This window comes from Micromonospora sp. LOL_023 (assembly GCF_048060115.1).
Classification (GTDB): domain Bacteria; phylum Actinomycetota; class Actinomycetes; order Mycobacteriales; family Micromonosporaceae; genus Micromonospora_E.
Genome location: NZ_JBHMIM010000046.1, coordinates 49,222 through 64,002, shown reverse-complemented (window position 1 = coordinate 64,002; position 14,781 = coordinate 49,222). Strand labels below are relative to the sequence as shown.

The following is a 14,781-nucleotide window of genomic DNA, read 5'->3' as shown; positions in this document are numbered from 1 at the left end:
GACCGGCCAGCGACCATCCACATCTACCGGGTCCAGCCACCACCAAGATCAACTTAAGCTACGTGGCATTGGGCCTTGGCCAGCCGGAGCAGGGCGCGGGCGAGCCGTTGCATCACCGGTAGCGAGGCGATCTCGACCCGCTGTTCGTCGGACTCGCGCAGCCGGGCGTTGGTGTAGCGGCGCAGGGCGGAATGCAACTCGTGGTCGTCGACGACGGCGAGGAACTGATCGGGGGTCAATCGGCAGGCGGTCACCGGGTGCAGCACCGAGACACTGGCCGAGCGGGGCGTGCCGTCGAGTGCCGCGATGTCACCCAGCAGGTCCCCTGCCGACCGGATCGTCAACATGGTCTCGCTGCCGTTGGCCTCCGTGCGGAACACCTTGACCGCGCCTGCGAGCAGGACGAACACGTCACGGCTCTGCTCGTCCTGCCGGAACAGCCCTTGTCGGCGGCGGAGCTGCACCAGTTGGCCGGCCTGTCGCAGGGCCTGCCAGTCACCGGCGGAGATGTGATTGGTGAAGCTGACCCGTACCGGGTATGCGGCGGTCACCCGCATACCGTACTGATCCGGACCGAAACAGAGGTAATCACGGTGACGGATGTCGCGGGGTGACCGGTGCGGTGGCGATCAGTCCTGCTGAACCGCGTCGGGGTTGGCCAGCAGGTACTCGTCGAGGGTGCCGGTGCGTACGGCGTCGAACATTTCCAGGCTCTCCGGGGTGAGGCGTTCGGCCGCCGTGCTGCTGAAGCCGGCCGAGTTGAACTCGCCGTCGTTGGTCGTCACCAGAACCAGATCGTTGGCGGTGATTCCGCGCAGGGTGAAGACGAAGTCGACGACCGGCACCCCGCCAGTGTCGAGCACGAATGTCCTTCCCGCCGCCGTGATCACGTCGTCGATCCGGGCCGGATTGGTGAGTACGCCGGTGCTGCTGGCCTCCTGCACCATGGCCTTGATCAGTTGGCGCTGGTGGCGTTGTCGGTCGTAGTCGCCGTTGGGCAGGCCGTAGCGCTGGCGTGAATAGTCGAGGGCCTCCCAGCCGGCCATCCGCTTGCAGCCCTCCTCGTGCCACAGTTCCTCGCCGCCGCCGACCTCGCGGGCCTCGGCCAGCCACATCGGCTCGCCGTCCACCAGACGCATGTGCTGTGACATGACCCGCTGGTCGATGCACATCTGCACGCCGCCGAGCGCGTCGATCACGTCACGGAAGCCGGCGAAGTCGATGATCGCCGCACCGTCGAACTCGATGCCGGTGACCTCCTTGAGGGTGAGGGCGACGAGTTGTGCCCCGCCGGCCCGGCCGGCACCGTTCCGTGTACCGGCGTGGAAGGCGTCGGTGAGTTTCGACTCGCCACCGGCGTATCCGCTGGGCTCGAACGCGGGCACCTCGACCCAGGTGTCGCGCGGCACCGAGACGAGGTACGCCTGGTCGTGGCTGGCCGGAACGTGCAGGATGATGATCGTGTCGGAACGTATGTCGCCGGGCCGGCTGCCGCGCTCGTCGACGCCGAGTAGCAGCATGGTGACCGGACCGTCCAGTGACTTGCCGGGATCCTCCGGATCCTCCGGGAGCTTGGCGGCTCCCGCCAGCAGGTCCTGCTGTTGGATCCCGCCGGTGTAGCGGTCGATCAGCACCTGGCTGCCGACGAGTGCGGTCGCGCTGGTGGCCATCAGCAGACCGCCGATGATCAAACTGAGCACCGCCCAGCGGGGGGTGCGTCGCCGTGGCGTCGGGGTCGGCGTCGGGGTCGGCGTCGGGGTCGCGGGGTCGCTCGGTGTCGACATGCCGGGGCTCCAGTCGAGGCGACGAGGGGAGGACAGCCTTGTCTTACCCCGCACGCTAACCAGTCAAGCTGCGAGAACACTGAGAGTCTCTCGACACTTTGTCTATTGTGTCCAACTGTCGCGGGGTCTCCGCGCCGAGGCCGGAGTGGTCGTCGTTGCGCCGGTCTGACATGGTGAACAGGACGACCAACTCAACCAATCAGCCAAGGGGGCAACGGTGGAGGTCAGCGGAATCTTCTCGGCGCTGTTCATCGGTCTCGTCATCGGCGCGCTCGGGCGGCTCGTGATTCCCGGCAAGCAGGACCTGAAGATCTGGGTGACCCTGCTGATCGGCGTGGTCGCCGCGTTGCTGGGCACCCTCGTCGCCAGTGTCCTCGGGGTCGCCAACACCCGGGGTCCCGACTGGATCGAACTGGCGTTGCAGGTGGGCTTCGCCGCCGTCGGGGTGGCGGTGCTCTCCGGTGCGGGCGGCCGCCGCAAGTCGTAGCAGCGGGTACCCCAGCGCCGTGGCTGGTGGGTGGGCTCAGTTGGTCCGGCCGCTCAGCCAGGTCTGTTCGATGGCACCCAGGTAGCGCTCCCGGTGCTCCTCGCGGGCCAGGGCGCGGAGCAGGAAGTCCATGTGGTCGCAGATCTCCCGGGCCCGGCGGTTCGACTGGCAGGTCTGGTAGAGCACCGCGGAGTGCAGGTCGGCTTCCGTGTACGCGCCTCGCAGCACCTCGTCGGTCCAGCGGATCAACGATGCCCACATGGGCTTGATCTTGGCCCGTCGTTCGCTGGAGTCGAGTCGGTTGATCGCCTCGGCGGAGCGGTCGCGGGCGTGCGGCAGGGCCAGGGCCTGGGCGGCGAGCAGCGCCAGGAAGAACGGGGTGGAGACCAACTCCTGGTCGAGCCGGTCGGCCTGTTGGTGGGCGTCGCGGGCGGCGGCGAAATCGCCGTTGTCCCGCAGCAGCAGGCCGAGGCAGTTCCAGTTCTGGGCGTCTTGCGGGCCGTGCCTGGTGGCGCTGTGCGCGTAGGCGAGGGCCCGGTCGGGCTGTCCGTAGCGGTGCAGCAGCGCCAGCGCCCGTTCGGCGGCGTCGGGCGGCAGCTTGTACGCCAACGCCGTGGTCAGCTCCTCCTCTGCGGCGGTGTCCTCGCCGAGGTTGGTCAGTGACCGGCCGAGTCGGTAACGCACGCGCGGATTCCGCGGATCGAGTTCCACCGCTCGGCGCAGGCATTCCACGGCCTTCTCGTAGTAGCCCTCCCAGTACGCGGCTTCGCCCTGATTGAACAGGTAGGAGACCTCGACCTGGGTGGTCAGTCGGTAGTCGAAGCCGGTCAACCGGGACTGCATGTCCTCGATCAGCAGGTGCACCTGCTCGGATTGACGTTCGGCCCGGACGACGGCGGTCTCGACCCGTCCGACGAGGGTGTCAGTCTGGACCGACAGCGTCTCGGCCTGGTGGATCGCCAGGTCGGCCTGGGCGACGATCTCCTCGGCGACGACTCGCTGTCGGTCCAGTTCGAGTCGGGCCCGGGCGCCGGTACGTCGGATCGTCCGCAGTTCTCGGACGCCGACAAAACCAGCGAGGACAAAGACCACCGTCAAAGCCGTTACTAGTAGGGCAAAAGCCGCAATTATCCCACCGGACCAGGCGATCACCAGCTCGGCGATCTGAATCGGGTCGGGGGATTCCGGCTCCATACCCCCAGAGTAGCCACCTTGTGTGCATGATTTACTACTCTGAGTGAACAAATCAGCGACTGCGTGGATGGCGGAGCTGTGTCGATCGGATCACCGGCCACAAGCTGATCTCCATGAATACCTCCACCGAGCCGGTCGACGGCTGGCCGCCGGCCTGGACCTTCGCTGGCGCGCAGCGGGTCGCCCCCACTGGTGGGCCGGTCGGGTCAGGCCAACGGCCGGGCGACGACCGGCTCGCCGGGCCCGAACGACTCGGGGTCCACCACGGCGATCGCCCCGCCGCCGAAGAAGCCGTGGTTGACCAGCACCAACCGGTTACAGTCGGGGTCGCCGGTGCGGTCCGGCAGTTGCCCGGCCAACGCCCGTACCTTGGTCGCGGAGGTCGGTTCCAGGGTGAAGCCCTCCGGACCCCATACCCCGGTGACCTGGAAGAATTCCTGCTCGCTGCGCTGTCGGTCGCCGTTGAGCACGATCATCCGGTCCGAGCCGGTCAGCGCACTCGACGCCTCGTTGAGCCCCCACGCCGCGTACGTGGCCGTGCCCGACTCCGGCGGCTCGCCGACCCCGATTCCGGTGCATCCGCCGAGCGCCAGCAGGGCGGCGGCCGCCAGGACCACCCCGGCGGTACGCCTGGACAGTCGACTACGCCCGGTGACCGTCACGTGGTGATGGTCGCACAGCGGCGTCCATGATCCACTGCACTTCGGCGACCCGGCACGCCAAGGCCCAGTCGGACCGCGCACATCCGATCATGACGTCGACCGCCAGGTGAGCACCGGTGGGTACGGCAACCCGGGAATCGGCCTACTGAGACTCCGCCGGGCGCGGTGTCACGCCCAACTCCGCGCACGCCTGCTGATACATCCGGACCACCTCACGGCGTACCTGCGCCCGTTCGGTCAGCCGGTACGCGAACGGCACCCGCAGCGGGACCTCGACCTCGTCGACGGTGGCGGCGAACTCGATGCCGTCGGCGTCCAGCCCGGTCATCCGGGCGGCGCTCGCCTGTGGGACGCCACCGAGGGAGCGGCAGATCAACAGCGAGTCCGCCGCATGGTCGTCGTTCATGTGGTGGGCGACCTGGGCGACGACCTCAGCGGTGAACGGGTCGCTGGGCCGGTCGGGGGCCTGGCCGGTCGGGTGGTCGGGGGCCGCGCTCATGCCGCCGACTCCATCGACCCCGGCGCGACCGGCTTCGGGCTGTCCTGCTGGCCGAGGTCCGCGAGGACCGCCGAGTTGTGCCGGTACGCCACCGCGACCTCACCGACCAGGGCAGCCTCGGCGGTGACGTCCAGCGGCAGGGCGTCCAGCCGGGCCCGGTAGGCGTTCTTGTAGGCACGCGCGTCGTCGATGTCGGCGAAGTGGTAGAACGCCACCCCGGCGTCGGCGGTCAGCCCGTACGTCTGCGCCACCTGTCGGCCGATGAACAGCCCGCCGGACAGATCACCGAGGTAACGGGTGTAGTGGTGGGCGATGAACGCCGGGGCAAAGGTGAAGCACACTTCCTGCAGCCGGGCCACGTACCGCCGGGTCGCCACGTTCGCCACGATCCCTGCCGGCCAGTCCGGGCCGAGCAGGCACGCCAGGTCGGTCTCCAGGGCCGGCAATCGGGTCAGCCGTGCATCGACGAAGCCGCCGGCCAGCTCGTCGTCGCGCATCGCCTCGGCGGCCTCCTCCAGCACCTGGTAGATGAAGTAGTGCTGGGCGACGAGGTCGGCGTACCGGTCGCGGGGGAGTTCCCCGGCGACCAACGACGAGACGTACCGCTGTGATTCGGCCGCCTGATGGTCCTGCCAGCTGGCCGCCCGTAGCCGGGCGGAGAAGGTGTCGCTCATGTCGGGGGTTCCTTTCCTTGCCGGGTCGGGTCCTGTCGTCTCGGGACGACCAGTGGTAGGCCCGTTTCGGGATGCGCGCGCACCTCGATGTCGTGTCGGTACACCTCGCTGAGCAGCGCACCGGTGAGTACCTGTGCCGGTGGCCCGACCGCCCGGAGCCGGCCGGCCGACAGCAGCGCGATCCGGTCGGCGTACGCCCCGGCCAGCCCGAGGTCGTGCAGCACCACGACGACGGCGTCACCGGCGGCGGCGCGCTGCCGGGCGATCCGCAGCACCAGCTCCTGGTGGTGCAGGTCGAGCGCGGCGGTCGGTTCGTCGAGCAGTAGCGCGGCGGCCCGCTGGGCGAGGACCCGGGCCAGCGCGGCGCGGGCCTGTTCGCCGCCGGACAGCGAGGTGAAGGTACGGCTGGCGAACTGGGCCACGTCGGTGGCCTGCAGGCATTCGTCGACGATCTCGTCGTCGCTGTCGGCGGCGGGCAGCCCGGCCCAGGGTGCCCGGCCCATCCGGACCACCTCGGCGACGGTGAACGGGAACGACAGTACGCTGCGCTGGGTCAGCACTGCACGGCGCAGCGCCAACTCGGTCGGGGTCCACGCGGCCTGCGGCGTGGCGTCGATCCGGATCGTCCCCGTGGCCACTGGGACGTCGCCGCAGACGGCGGCGAGCAGGGTCGACTTGCCGGCGCCGTTGGGACCGACGAGTGCCACCACCTCGCCAGTGTGGACGACCAGATCGATCTCGTCGAGCACCGCGCGTCGGCCGAGTTCCACCCTGACCTGGTCGATCTCGATCAGCGGGGTGCCGGCAGGCCGGGTTCGGGGCACCCTGACCGGCGTGCGGCGGCCGAGCAACCGCAGCGGCAGCGAGCTCATCGCCGGCCGCCAGCTCGAGTACGGTTCATCGCCGGCCGCCGGGTCATCCCCAGCCTCCGGCGCGGCGGCGGGTGCGGCGCAGCAGCCAGAAGAAGGCCGGGCCGCCGACGACGGCGGTGAGGACGCCGAGGGGCAGTTCCTGGTACTCGACCAGGGTACGGGCGGCCAGGTCTGCGGCGATCACCACGATCGCGCCACCGAGCGCGCTGGCCGGCAGCAGCACCCGGTGACCCGGGCCGGCGACCATCCGGACCAGGTGTGGCACCACCAGGCCGATGAAGCTGATCACTCCGGTGAAGGCGACCGCGGCGGCGCCGAGCAGGGCGGTGACCACGATCATCCGCATCCGCAGCCGTTCCACGTCGACGCCGAGATGGCGGGCGGAGCGCTCGCCGAGGGCGAGCAGGTCCAGTTTGCCGGCGCACGCGAGCGCGGCGGCCAGCCCGACGATCAGGCAGGGCAGGGTGACCGCGACCGCGTTCCAGTTGGCCTGGGCCAGGCTGCCGAGGTTCCAGAAGGCGATGGCCTGCACCCCGGCGGCGTCGGTGACGAACATCAGCAGACCGATGGCGGCACCGGCGACCGCGTTGACCGCGATGCCGGTCAGTACCAGGGTGACCACCTCGGTGCGTCCGTCGGCCCGCGACAGCGCGTACACCAGGTAGGTGGTGGCGAGCCCGCCGCCGAACGCGGCGGCGGCCAGGGTCCAGCCGCCCAGCGCGGTGATCCCGGTGACGATGGCCAGTGCCGCGCCGACGGCGGCGCCGGCGGAGACCCCGATGACGCCCGGTTCAGCCAGCGGATTGCCGAAGATGCCCTGCATTACGGCACCGGCGCAGCCGAGCGAGGCGCCGACGATCGCGGCCAGCACGACCCGGGGGAACCGGACGATCCACAGTGCGCTCTCGCCGTGGGTGGCGCTGGGCAGCGCGCCGATTTCCAGCCCGAGCCGGTGCAGTACGGAGGCGACGACTTCGGCCGGGGCGATCTGCACCTGACCGGTGCCGGCGGCGACCACCCCGATGACGAGCAGCGTGCCGGCGAGTCCGGTGATGAGCAGCGGCCGGCGGGCGGTGAGCGCTGGTGCGGTCATGTCGGTCACCGACATTCGTGGATGGCGCGGGCCAGCGCCTGGATCGCCACGCCGGTGCGGGTGCCGAAGTTGAGCAGGACGGTGTCGGCCATGTCGACGACCCGCCGCTGCTGACCGGCCGGGGTCTGCGCGACGCCGGGCATGGCGACCAGCCCGTCGACCCCGCCGACCGATTCGAGGCCGTTGGTCATCACCAGGATCACGTCCGGGGCCGCGTTGATCAGGCCTTCGCTGGTGAGCGGCCGGAACCGTTCCAGGCCGATCGCGGTGCCGGCGTCCTCGCCGCCCGCCGCGGAGATCATGGCGTCGGAGCCGGCACCCTTGCCGCCCATCAGGTACACCCCGGCGGTGCCGCGCAGGTAGAGGAAGGCGACGCGGGGGCGCGGGCCGTCGGCGACGCCGTCGCGGGCGGCGGCGATCTCACCGTCGACCCGGGCGACGAGCTGTTCGCCGGCGTCGGGCACACCGAGCGCGGCGGCGACTTCGCGGATGTGTACTGGTACGCCGGCCAGGCTCTGCTCGTCGCCGACGCGAACGACCGGAATTCCGGCGGTACGCAGTTGGTCGAGCACTTCGGGTGGACCGATGCTGTCGTCGAGCAGCACGACGGTGGGGTCGAGCGCGAGGATCGCCTCGGTGGACAGGTCGTGCCCGCCGGGGGTGACCACCGGCAGGTCGGCGGCGGCCGGGAAGTCGGTGGAGGTGTCCCGGCCGACGACCCGGTCGCCGAGGCCGAGGCTGAAGACGATCTCGGCGATGGACCCGTACAGGTTGACGGCCAGGATCCGGCTGGCGTCGGTGACGGTGACCTGGTGGCCGGCGGCGTCGGTGACGGTCACCGGCAGCGCCGGCGTCGGGGCCGGCTCGATCGGCGTCACGTCGGCGTCGGCGACGACCGCGGTGACCGGGCCGCAGTCGGTGCCGGCGGCGGCCGGGTCGCTGGCGCAGGCGGTCGATCCGGCCAGCAGCGCGGTGCCGAGCGCACCGGCGGCCCAGCGGGCGTGCCGGGCGGCCGGTCGCGGGCTTCGCCGGGCGGCCGGTCGCGGGCTTCGTCGGGCGGTCACGACGTGCTCCGGCGGGTGCGGCGGCGGGCGGCGGAGAGCCCGAGCAGGGCGAGTACGCCGAGTGCGAGCAGGATCAGGGTGCTGCTCCACCACTGGCCGGCCCGTCCGACGGTGCTGACCCGGGTGACGGACGACCCGGCGGCGTCGGCGTCGGTGCCGTCGGCCGTGTCCGCCCCGGTGGGGTCGGCGCCGGTGGTGGCGTCGGGTGCGGCGCCGGCGCCGGTCGGGCTTTCGGGGGCGGTGGTGCCGCCGGTCGGGTCGTCGGGGGCGGTGCCGCCGCTGGTCTGGGCGGGCGCTGTTGTCCGGGCCGTGGCGCCGACGGGGGCCGGGGCGGCGGTGGCGGCGGTGGCGGCCGGGGCGGCTGCCGCGAAGGTGATCGGGATCCGTACGTCCTGACTGCGGTCGCCGGTGCGGGTGTGGTCGGCCCGGGTCATCACCGAGCAGGTGCGTACGGTGCAGTCGACGGCGCCGATGTTGGTGACGAGCGGGATGCTGACCTGGAACGAGCCGCCGGTGCCGTAGGGGACGGCGAGTCCCTCGCCGTACGAGGGCGGGTTGCTGGAGATCCAGTGCGAACTGCCGCCGGTGCCGGAGGTGTCGACGCCGCCGCCGCACGGGGAGGGCGCCGTGCCGGCGCCGTTGTCCACGCAGAACGCGACGTAGATGCCCTTGTTCGTGTCGTAGCCGGTGCCGGTGACGGTGACGGTCTCGCCGGAGCGGCTGACGCCGGTGGACTTGGCGACGGTGAGGCGTTGCCCGGCTGCGCCGTTGGCGGTGGTGTCGGCGTAGGCGGGGGCCGCCGTCATCAACAGCGGCGCGGCGGCGATGGCGGCGACGATGGTGGTCGCGATGGCGATAGGCGTCGCGGTCGCAGTGGTGGCGGCGGTCGCGATGACTCGGCCGCTGAGCAGCGGCTTAGGCATGGGTGGTCCTTCCGACAGACGTCGGTGCAGATCAGGATAGGTTTGGCTAACCTAAGTCATCGCTGCGGGCCTGGGCAAGGGTCCGACCGGCCCGAAGGTCGGGTACTCCCGCCGGATGCGCCCTCTATTAGGTTTGGCTAACCTAACTGCGATCGCAGCAGTGTCCACGTGAGAGCGTGGACACGGTGAGTAACCATCCGGAAAGGATCAGTAGATGATCTCAACCAGAGCCAGAGCTCTGGGGCGACGGTCGGCAACCTGGGCGGCCGTGGCCGTTCTCAGCGCCTCGACCGCACTCGTCGGCGCCTCGCCGGCCATGGCTGCCCCGGCCGACATCACCGAGGGAAGCCTCACCTGGGGCTTCAAGGCGTCGTTCCGCACCTACCTCTCGGGGGGCAACGGCAATCCGCCGATCGCGGCGAGCAACGGTGCCTCGATCAACGCCGACGGCACGTTCGCCTTCCCGTCCACCGGCGGCAGCTACGACGCCGAGACCGGCGAGGCGAACGCCACACACGGCGGTACGGTCGTCTTCTCGTACCCGGCGCACATGTTCACCATCACCCTGGCGAATCCGACAGTGGCCGTCACCGGCGGCACCGCCGTACTCAAGGCCGACGTCGAACTGGAAAGCACCGCCTTCCCGCCGGTCGACGTCACCCAGGCCACCGTCGCCACCCTGACCACCAGCGGATCCAGTCTGGAGGCCGGCGCCGGCGGCATCACCGGCACCGACCTGGCCGCCACCCTCACCGAGGCGGGAGCCGCGGCGTTCAACGGCTTCTACGCCGCCGGTGAGATCCTCGACCCGGTCTCGTTCACCGCCGTCACCTCCGGCGGCGGCGTCGAGCCGGGCGAGCCCGGCGTCACCGTCACCCCGGCCACCGGCGTCGACCCGGCCGGAGCCACCATCACCGTCGCCGGCAGCGGCTTCGACCCGGCGGCCAACAACGCGGCCGGCGTCTACGTGTCGTTCGGCCCGAAGGTCGACCAGCACTGGACCAACGCCGGCGTCCTGCAGGTCACAAAGTGGGTGAGCAGCACCAACGAGCCGACCGCAGCCCGGGACCGGATGAACCCCGACGGCTCGTTCGACACCACGCTGGCGATCAGCGCCCGGTACACCGACGGCAACGGCAACGCCGTCGACTGCACCGTCACCCAGTGCTACGTGATCACCTTCGCCGCGCGCGGCTCGGTCGACCGTAGCCAGGACACCTTCACCCCGGTGAGCTTCGCCGCCCCGGCCGGCGGCGGCGACGCCAGCCAGCAGATCGCGGCCACGGTGCTGGCCGGCGGTCCGCTCACCCTCAGCGTGGCCGGATCCTCGGTCACCCTGCCGGCGGTCGCCAACGGCGCCGTCGCCAGCGGCGCGCTCAACGCCGCGACCGTGTCCGATCTGCGGGGCACCAACGCCGGTTGGAGCCTGGTCGGCCAGGCTGGCGACTTCACCGCCGCCGGTGACGCCGTCATCGCCGGTAACAACCTCGGCTGGGCGCCGAGTGCGTCCGCCGTGGACGACCCACTGGTCGGGGCGACCGGCGCGGTCACCCCGGGAGCGGTGGCCGAGCCAGGTGCCGGTCTCGGCACCGCACGGGCGCTGTGCACCTCGGCCGCCGGCGCCAGCGCCGGCAGCTTCACCTGCGGCGCGCAGCTCAACCTCGGCGTACCCGCCTCGGCGACGCCGGGCGACTACACCGCGACGCTGACGCTGACGCTGTCCTGAGTAGTCGCTGGATCGGCCGGTGCGGGACCACCCGGTCCCGCACCGGCCACCCTCGTCCGACTGGAGTGTGCGATGTCCCAGCCCACCCGCAGCGGCCCCGCCGTCGGCCCGGCGCCGGCCGCAGCACTGGCGGCGGTGGCCGTCGTCGCCCTCCTCGGCGGCGCGGCCCTCAGCGGTGCCGCCCCGGCCGCCGCGCAGCCGGCCAGCCCGGCCCCGACCGCGCAGTCCGCCCCGGCCGGTGCCGGCGCGGTCACCTGGGCGGTGCAACCCTCCGGCCCGGACGGGCCGGCCGGCCGCAACTACTTCGCCCACGACCTCGCCCCCGGCGCGGAGATCACCGACTACGTCGGCATCAGCAACCTCGGTGACCAGGAGCAGACCTTCACCGTGTACGGCACGGACGGGTTCCTCACCGACGACGGTGCCTTCGCCCTGCTACCCGCCGACCAACCCGCCACCGACGTCGGCACCTGGATCCACTTCGACCAGCAGGAGTACGCGATCCCGGCGGGTGAACGGCGGGACATCCCGTTCCGGCTGGTGGTGCCGGCCAACGCCACCCCCGGCGACCACACCGGCGGAGTCATCGGCTCAGTGGCCCAGCTCGGTACCGACGCCAACGGGCAGCAGATCAACGTCGACCAGCGGGTCGCCGCCCGGATCTACCTGCGGGTCGACGGCCCCGTCCGACCGGCGATCAGCGTCGAGTCGATGAGCATCACCTACGACAACCCGGTCAACCCGTTGGGCGACGGCGACGTGGTCGTCACCTACCAGGTCCGCAACACCGGCAACATCCGGATCGGCGGCACCGGCGCGGTGCTGCTCGACGGGCCGTTCGGCTGGAATCTGGCCCGGACCGATCCGGTCGACCTGCCGGAACTGCTGCCCGGCAGCGCCTTCACCGTCGCGGAGCGGATCACCGGCGTGCCACCGGTACTACGGCTGACCGGCACCATCGACCTGGCACCGGTCACCGTGGACGAGGCGCTGCCGCCGGTCACCCGTACGGCCAGTGTCTGGGCACCGCCCTGGTTGCTGCTCACGGCGATCGCCGCCCTCGGCGGCTGGACCGGCGTACGAAGATGGCGCAGCCGCCGCCGACCGGCCCCGTCGGCCGCCGCCGACGCCGCGCCGTGACCGGCCGGGGGACCTCGGCCTGCGCCCTGGCCCTGGTCCTCGCCGCCAGCGCCGGTGGCCTGCCCTCTGCCGCGGCGACCGCCACGCCACCGCAGACCACCGTCGATCCGGCCAGCGCCGGCGTGGGGCAGCCGCTGGTGGTCACCCTGACCGGCTGGCCGACCGGCAACGTCCAGTTGGAGATCTGCGGAAACCAGGCCCGGCGCGGCTCGGTCGACTGCGCCGCCGGGGCGGCCCGGCAGTTGTACGTGCCCGGCCCGCAGCCGGCGACCGGTCGGCTCACTCTCGCCGCGCCACCGGTGGCCTGCCCCTGCGTGATCAGGTCCCGGCTTCTCGACCCGGGTACGCCGGACAGCGCGGCGGCGGCTCCGGTCACCAGCACCGTGGCGATCGACATCACCGGTCTGACTGCCCCGGTCGCTCCCGCGACCACCGTCCCGGCCCAGCTGCGGCTGGAGAATGTGACGGTTGCCCCGGCCGACCGGGACTGGTCGACGTTGTTCGCCCTGCGCGGTGCGGTCGTGCTCGACGTCGACGTGCGCAACGACGGCCCGTCCGACATCAACGCGCCCCGCCTGTCGCTGCTGACCGGCCGCCCGGAACAGGCCACGGTGATCGCCGACGCCCCCGAGATCGCGCCACTGCCGGCCGGGCAGCGTCGTACCCTGCGGATCGTCGTGCCGCTCGACGGACCGCTGTACGGTCGGTACGTCGTACACGGGCAGTTCCAGGTTGGCGTGCCTGGCACCGCCGCCGCGCCCGGGGCGGCGTTCGTCGCCGAAGCGGAGCACTACCCGTGGGGCTGGGCGGCGGTGGCCGGCGGGCTGATTCTCATCCTGCTGGTGCGGCAGTTCGTCGGGCTGGCCCGGGCCCGCCGGCTGTCGAGCTGAGCGCGGTGTAGCCGACCGTCACCGGGAGCCTCGTCCACCGGTCAGTTCGCGCGATGCAGGTCCGGCAGAGTTCGGGCGGAGCCAAGACAGTCGGTGGCCATCCGCTGTCTGCAACGGATGGCCACCGGCGGGTGCTCCCTGGACGGGTGGCCCGGTCAGCAGCGGCTGATCGTCGAGTTGTTCAGTACGATGTTGCGGATCACGATGTTCTGCCCGCACGGGTTTTCGGTGATCCGCGAGTTCGTCAACGTGAGGTTCTGCAGGGTGATGTCCCGGGAGACCGGGAACTCGGTGCGTGAGGCGATCCGCACGTCCGACCCGTTGACCGAGCCGGAGACCGCCGCGATGTTCACGTTGTAGCAGTTTTCCAGCAGGATCGAGTTGCTGCCCGTACCGGAGATGTCGATCCGGTCGATGACCGTGCCACCGGACTCCGACACGCAGAAGATGCCGCGGCCACCACCGCGGGCGACGACCCTGCCGACCCGGATGTTCGTCGGGTAGCTGTCGCCGACCCGGCCGTTGCGGTTGGCCATCCGGAAGGCGGCGTACCCGGTGCCGGTGCCGGCGCCCTGGCCGTCCACCGTGCCCACTGTGGCGTTGATGGTGTCGTTGAGCATCAGGCCGGAGTATCCGGTGTTGCGGGCGGTGACCGTGCCGACCGTCAGGCCGTCCACGCCGTACGTTTCGACGCCGTGCGCGCTGGTGCCCTGGACGTACACGTTGTCGATCCGCACGTTGCGGGACCGCTGACTGCGGTCGCCGTGGTTGTCGATCCGGATGCCCAGGCCGGCGGAGACCCGGATGTCGATCTGGCCGAGGGTGATGTTGCTGCCGTTGCGGACGAAGATCCCGTACAGCGGGTTGCCGGTGATGTTGAGCCGGGTGACCTCGACGTCGGTGACGCCTCGGGCGTAGACCACGGCCTGGTCGCCGGAGCCGGAGCCGGTCACGTTGACCGTGCCGCAGACCTCCAGGACCGTGTACGACGGCAGCGACAGCCGCGATCCTGCGCTGATCGACCCGGAGCCCCGGACGATGACCTTCTGCTTGCTGTTGCGTCCAGCGGAGAGGCTGTTCACCGCGGCCTGCATGGCGGAGAGCATGCTGGTGCCGGTGTAGACGGTGCTGCCGCCGTTGCGGGCGGTCCAGGTCGACCCGTTGAGGACGGCTTCGGCGTTGAACGATCCGGAACCGCAGCTGCCGGACGGGGGCGGGGTGCTGCCGGTGCCGACCCGGACCATCTGCCACTGCTGGTTCCAGCCACCGACGTCCTGGTACTGGGAGATCATCCCACCGTTGGCGGTGGACCACTGCCAGACGTCGAGGGCCTTGCTGGTGTGCCGGTTGATGAAGCGGACGTGGCCGCCGTCGGAGTCGGCGACCCTGAAGTGTTGGCGGGTGGTGCCGTTGTCGGCGTTCTGGATCAGCTGGGTGCCGTCGATGGCGTTCGGCAACTCCAGGAACTTGCCGCTGTGCCGGGACCGGATCTTGTAGTAGCCGTTGCCGACGTCGACGAACTGCCACTGCTGCTGGTTGCCGTCGTTGCGGGCCCACTGCACGATCGGTGCGCCGTCGTTGGTGGCTGAGTTGTGGAGGTCGATCGCCTTGCCGCTGTGCCGGCTGACCAGCACGTAGAAGGCGCTGGTGTCGACGGTGGCGGCGGCCGCGTGCTGCAGACCGACTGCGGCGCCGGTGACGACCATGGCGGTCGTGGCGAGCGCGACGATGCCGGTGCGCCAGCGCCGCCATCTGGTGGCTGTCATGAATCCT

The 14,781-nt window shown here is 71.2% G+C and carries 15 protein-coding genes; 4 read left to right on the top strand and 11 right to left on the bottom strand.

Features of this window, described 5'->3' with window-relative positions:
• Window positions 1-53: 53 nt before the first annotated feature.
• Window positions 54-551, bottom strand: a complete 498-nt coding sequence (locus tag ACFHVL_RS22810; RefSeq protein ID WP_416630466.1) for a Crp/Fnr family transcriptional regulator — start codon at window positions 549-551, stop codon at window positions 54-56.
• Between the two features lie 78 nt (window positions 552-629).
• The gene (locus tag ACFHVL_RS22805) at window positions 630-1,784 is read right to left on the bottom strand and encodes an LCP family protein (RefSeq protein WP_416630465.1); all 1,155 of its coding nucleotides are present in this window, start codon (window positions 1,782-1,784) and stop codon (window positions 630-632) included.
• A gap of 217 nt (window positions 1,785-2,001) precedes the next feature.
• Between ACFHVL_RS22805 and ACFHVL_RS22800 the strand changes: the two genes are divergently transcribed.
• A complete protein-coding gene (locus ACFHVL_RS22800; protein WP_416630464.1) occupies window positions 2,002-2,271 on the top strand; it encodes a GlsB/YeaQ/YmgE family stress response membrane protein in 270 nt (89 codons plus the stop codon).
• A gap of 36 nt (window positions 2,272-2,307) precedes the next feature.
• On the opposite strand, the gene ACFHVL_RS22795 is transcribed toward ACFHVL_RS22800, so the two are convergent.
• The 8 genes from ACFHVL_RS22795 to ACFHVL_RS22760 form a co-directional block, all read right to left on the bottom strand.
• Window positions 2,308-3,465 (bottom strand): tetratricopeptide repeat protein, encoded by a 1,158-nt coding sequence (locus ACFHVL_RS22795; protein WP_416630463.1) that lies wholly within the window; start codon window positions 3,463-3,465, stop codon window positions 2,308-2,310.
• Between the two features lie 206 nt (window positions 3,466-3,671).
• On the bottom strand, window positions 3,672-4,127 hold the full coding sequence (locus ACFHVL_RS22790; protein ID WP_416630462.1) for a hypothetical protein: 456 nt from the start codon (window positions 4,125-4,127) through the stop codon (window positions 3,672-3,674).
• 142 nt (window positions 4,128-4,269) lie between these two features.
• Window positions 4,270-4,626, bottom strand: coding sequence for a DUF2470 domain-containing protein (locus tag ACFHVL_RS22785; RefSeq protein ID WP_416630461.1), 357 nt, complete (start codon window positions 4,624-4,626; stop codon window positions 4,270-4,272).
• Complete coding sequence (locus tag ACFHVL_RS22780) at window positions 4,623-5,300, bottom strand: heme oxygenase (biliverdin-producing) (protein ID WP_416630460.1); 678 nt, start codon at window positions 5,298-5,300, stop codon at window positions 4,623-4,625. The genes ACFHVL_RS22785 and ACFHVL_RS22780 overlap by 4 nt, the downstream gene beginning before the upstream one ends.
• Window positions 5,297-6,172, bottom strand: coding sequence for a heme ABC transporter ATP-binding protein (locus ACFHVL_RS22775; RefSeq protein ID WP_416630459.1), 876 nt, complete (start codon window positions 6,170-6,172; stop codon window positions 5,297-5,299). Before ACFHVL_RS22775 ends, ACFHVL_RS22780 begins: the two co-directional genes overlap by 4 nt.
• 43 nt (window positions 6,173-6,215) lie before the next feature.
• Window positions 6,216-7,265, bottom strand: a complete 1,050-nt coding sequence (locus tag ACFHVL_RS22770; protein WP_416630458.1) for a FecCD family ABC transporter permease — start codon at window positions 7,263-7,265, stop codon at window positions 6,216-6,218.
• 5 nt (window positions 7,266-7,270) lie between these two features.
• Window positions 7,271-8,329, bottom strand: coding sequence for a heme/hemin ABC transporter substrate-binding protein (locus ACFHVL_RS22765; RefSeq protein ID WP_416630457.1), 1,059 nt, complete (start codon window positions 8,327-8,329; stop codon window positions 7,271-7,273).
• A complete protein-coding gene (locus tag ACFHVL_RS22760; RefSeq protein WP_416630456.1) occupies window positions 8,326-9,252 on the bottom strand; it encodes a hypothetical protein in 927 nt (308 codons plus the stop codon). The genes ACFHVL_RS22765 and ACFHVL_RS22760 overlap by 4 nt, the downstream gene beginning before the upstream one ends.
• A gap of 268 nt (window positions 9,253-9,520) precedes the next feature.
• Between ACFHVL_RS22760 and ACFHVL_RS22755 the strand changes: the two genes are divergently transcribed.
• From ACFHVL_RS22755 to ACFHVL_RS22745, 3 genes are all read left to right on the top strand, one after another.
• A complete protein-coding gene (locus tag ACFHVL_RS22755) occupies window positions 9,521-10,978 on the top strand; it encodes an HtaA domain-containing protein (RefSeq protein WP_416630455.1) in 1,458 nt (485 codons plus the stop codon).
• 72 nt (window positions 10,979-11,050) lie between these two features.
• Window positions 11,051-12,118: a WxL protein peptidoglycan domain-containing protein gene (locus tag ACFHVL_RS22750; protein ID WP_416630454.1), complete on the top strand. Its 1,068-nt coding sequence runs from the start codon at window positions 11,051-11,053 to the stop codon at window positions 12,116-12,118.
• Window positions 12,064-13,008 (top strand): hypothetical protein, encoded by a 945-nt coding sequence (locus tag ACFHVL_RS22745; RefSeq protein WP_416630453.1) that lies wholly within the window; start codon window positions 12,064-12,066, stop codon window positions 13,006-13,008. The genes ACFHVL_RS22750 and ACFHVL_RS22745 overlap by 55 nt, the downstream gene beginning before the upstream one ends.
• 155 nt (window positions 13,009-13,163) lie before the next feature.
• Here ACFHVL_RS22745 and ACFHVL_RS22740 read toward each other — a convergent pair whose 3' ends face one another.
• Complete coding sequence (locus tag ACFHVL_RS22740; protein ID WP_416630452.1) at window positions 13,164-14,774, bottom strand: RICIN domain-containing protein; 1,611 nt, start codon at window positions 14,772-14,774, stop codon at window positions 13,164-13,166.
• Between the last annotated feature and the right edge of the window lie 7 nt (window positions 14,775-14,781).

Coding starts and splice junctions, on each gene's coding strand:
- ACFHVL_RS22775 (WP_416630459.1), bottom strand. CDS start 6,172: ATGAGCTCGCTGCCGCTGCGGTTGCTCGGCCGCCGCACGCCGGTCAGG.
- ACFHVL_RS22805 (WP_416630465.1), bottom strand. CDS start 1,784: ATGTCGACACCGAGCGACCCCGCGACCCCGACGCCGACCCCGACGCCG.
- ACFHVL_RS22785 (WP_416630461.1), bottom strand. CDS start 4,626: ATGAGCGCGGCCCCCGACCACCCGACCGGCCAGGCCCCCGACCGGCCC.
- ACFHVL_RS22760 (WP_416630456.1), bottom strand. CDS start 9,252: ATGCCTAAGCCGCTGCTCAGCGGCCGAGTCATCGCGACCGCCGCCACC.
- ACFHVL_RS22740 (WP_416630452.1), bottom strand. CDS start 14,774: ATGACAGCCACCAGATGGCGGCGCTGGCGCACCGGCATCGTCGCGCTC.
- ACFHVL_RS22780 (WP_416630460.1), bottom strand. CDS start 5,300: ATGAGCGACACCTTCTCCGCCCGGCTACGGGCGGCCAGCTGGCAGGAC.
- ACFHVL_RS22750 (WP_416630454.1), top strand. CDS start 11,051: ATGTCCCAGCCCACCCGCAGCGGCCCCGCCGTCGGCCCGGCGCCGGCC.
- ACFHVL_RS22770 (WP_416630458.1), bottom strand. CDS start 7,265: ATGACCGCACCAGCGCTCACCGCCCGCCGGCCGCTGCTCATCACCGGA.
- ACFHVL_RS22745 (WP_416630453.1), top strand. CDS start 12,064: ATGGCGCAGCCGCCGCCGACCGGCCCCGTCGGCCGCCGCCGACGCCGC.
- ACFHVL_RS22795 (WP_416630463.1), bottom strand. CDS start 3,465: ATGGAGCCGGAATCCCCCGACCCGATTCAGATCGCCGAGCTGGTGATC.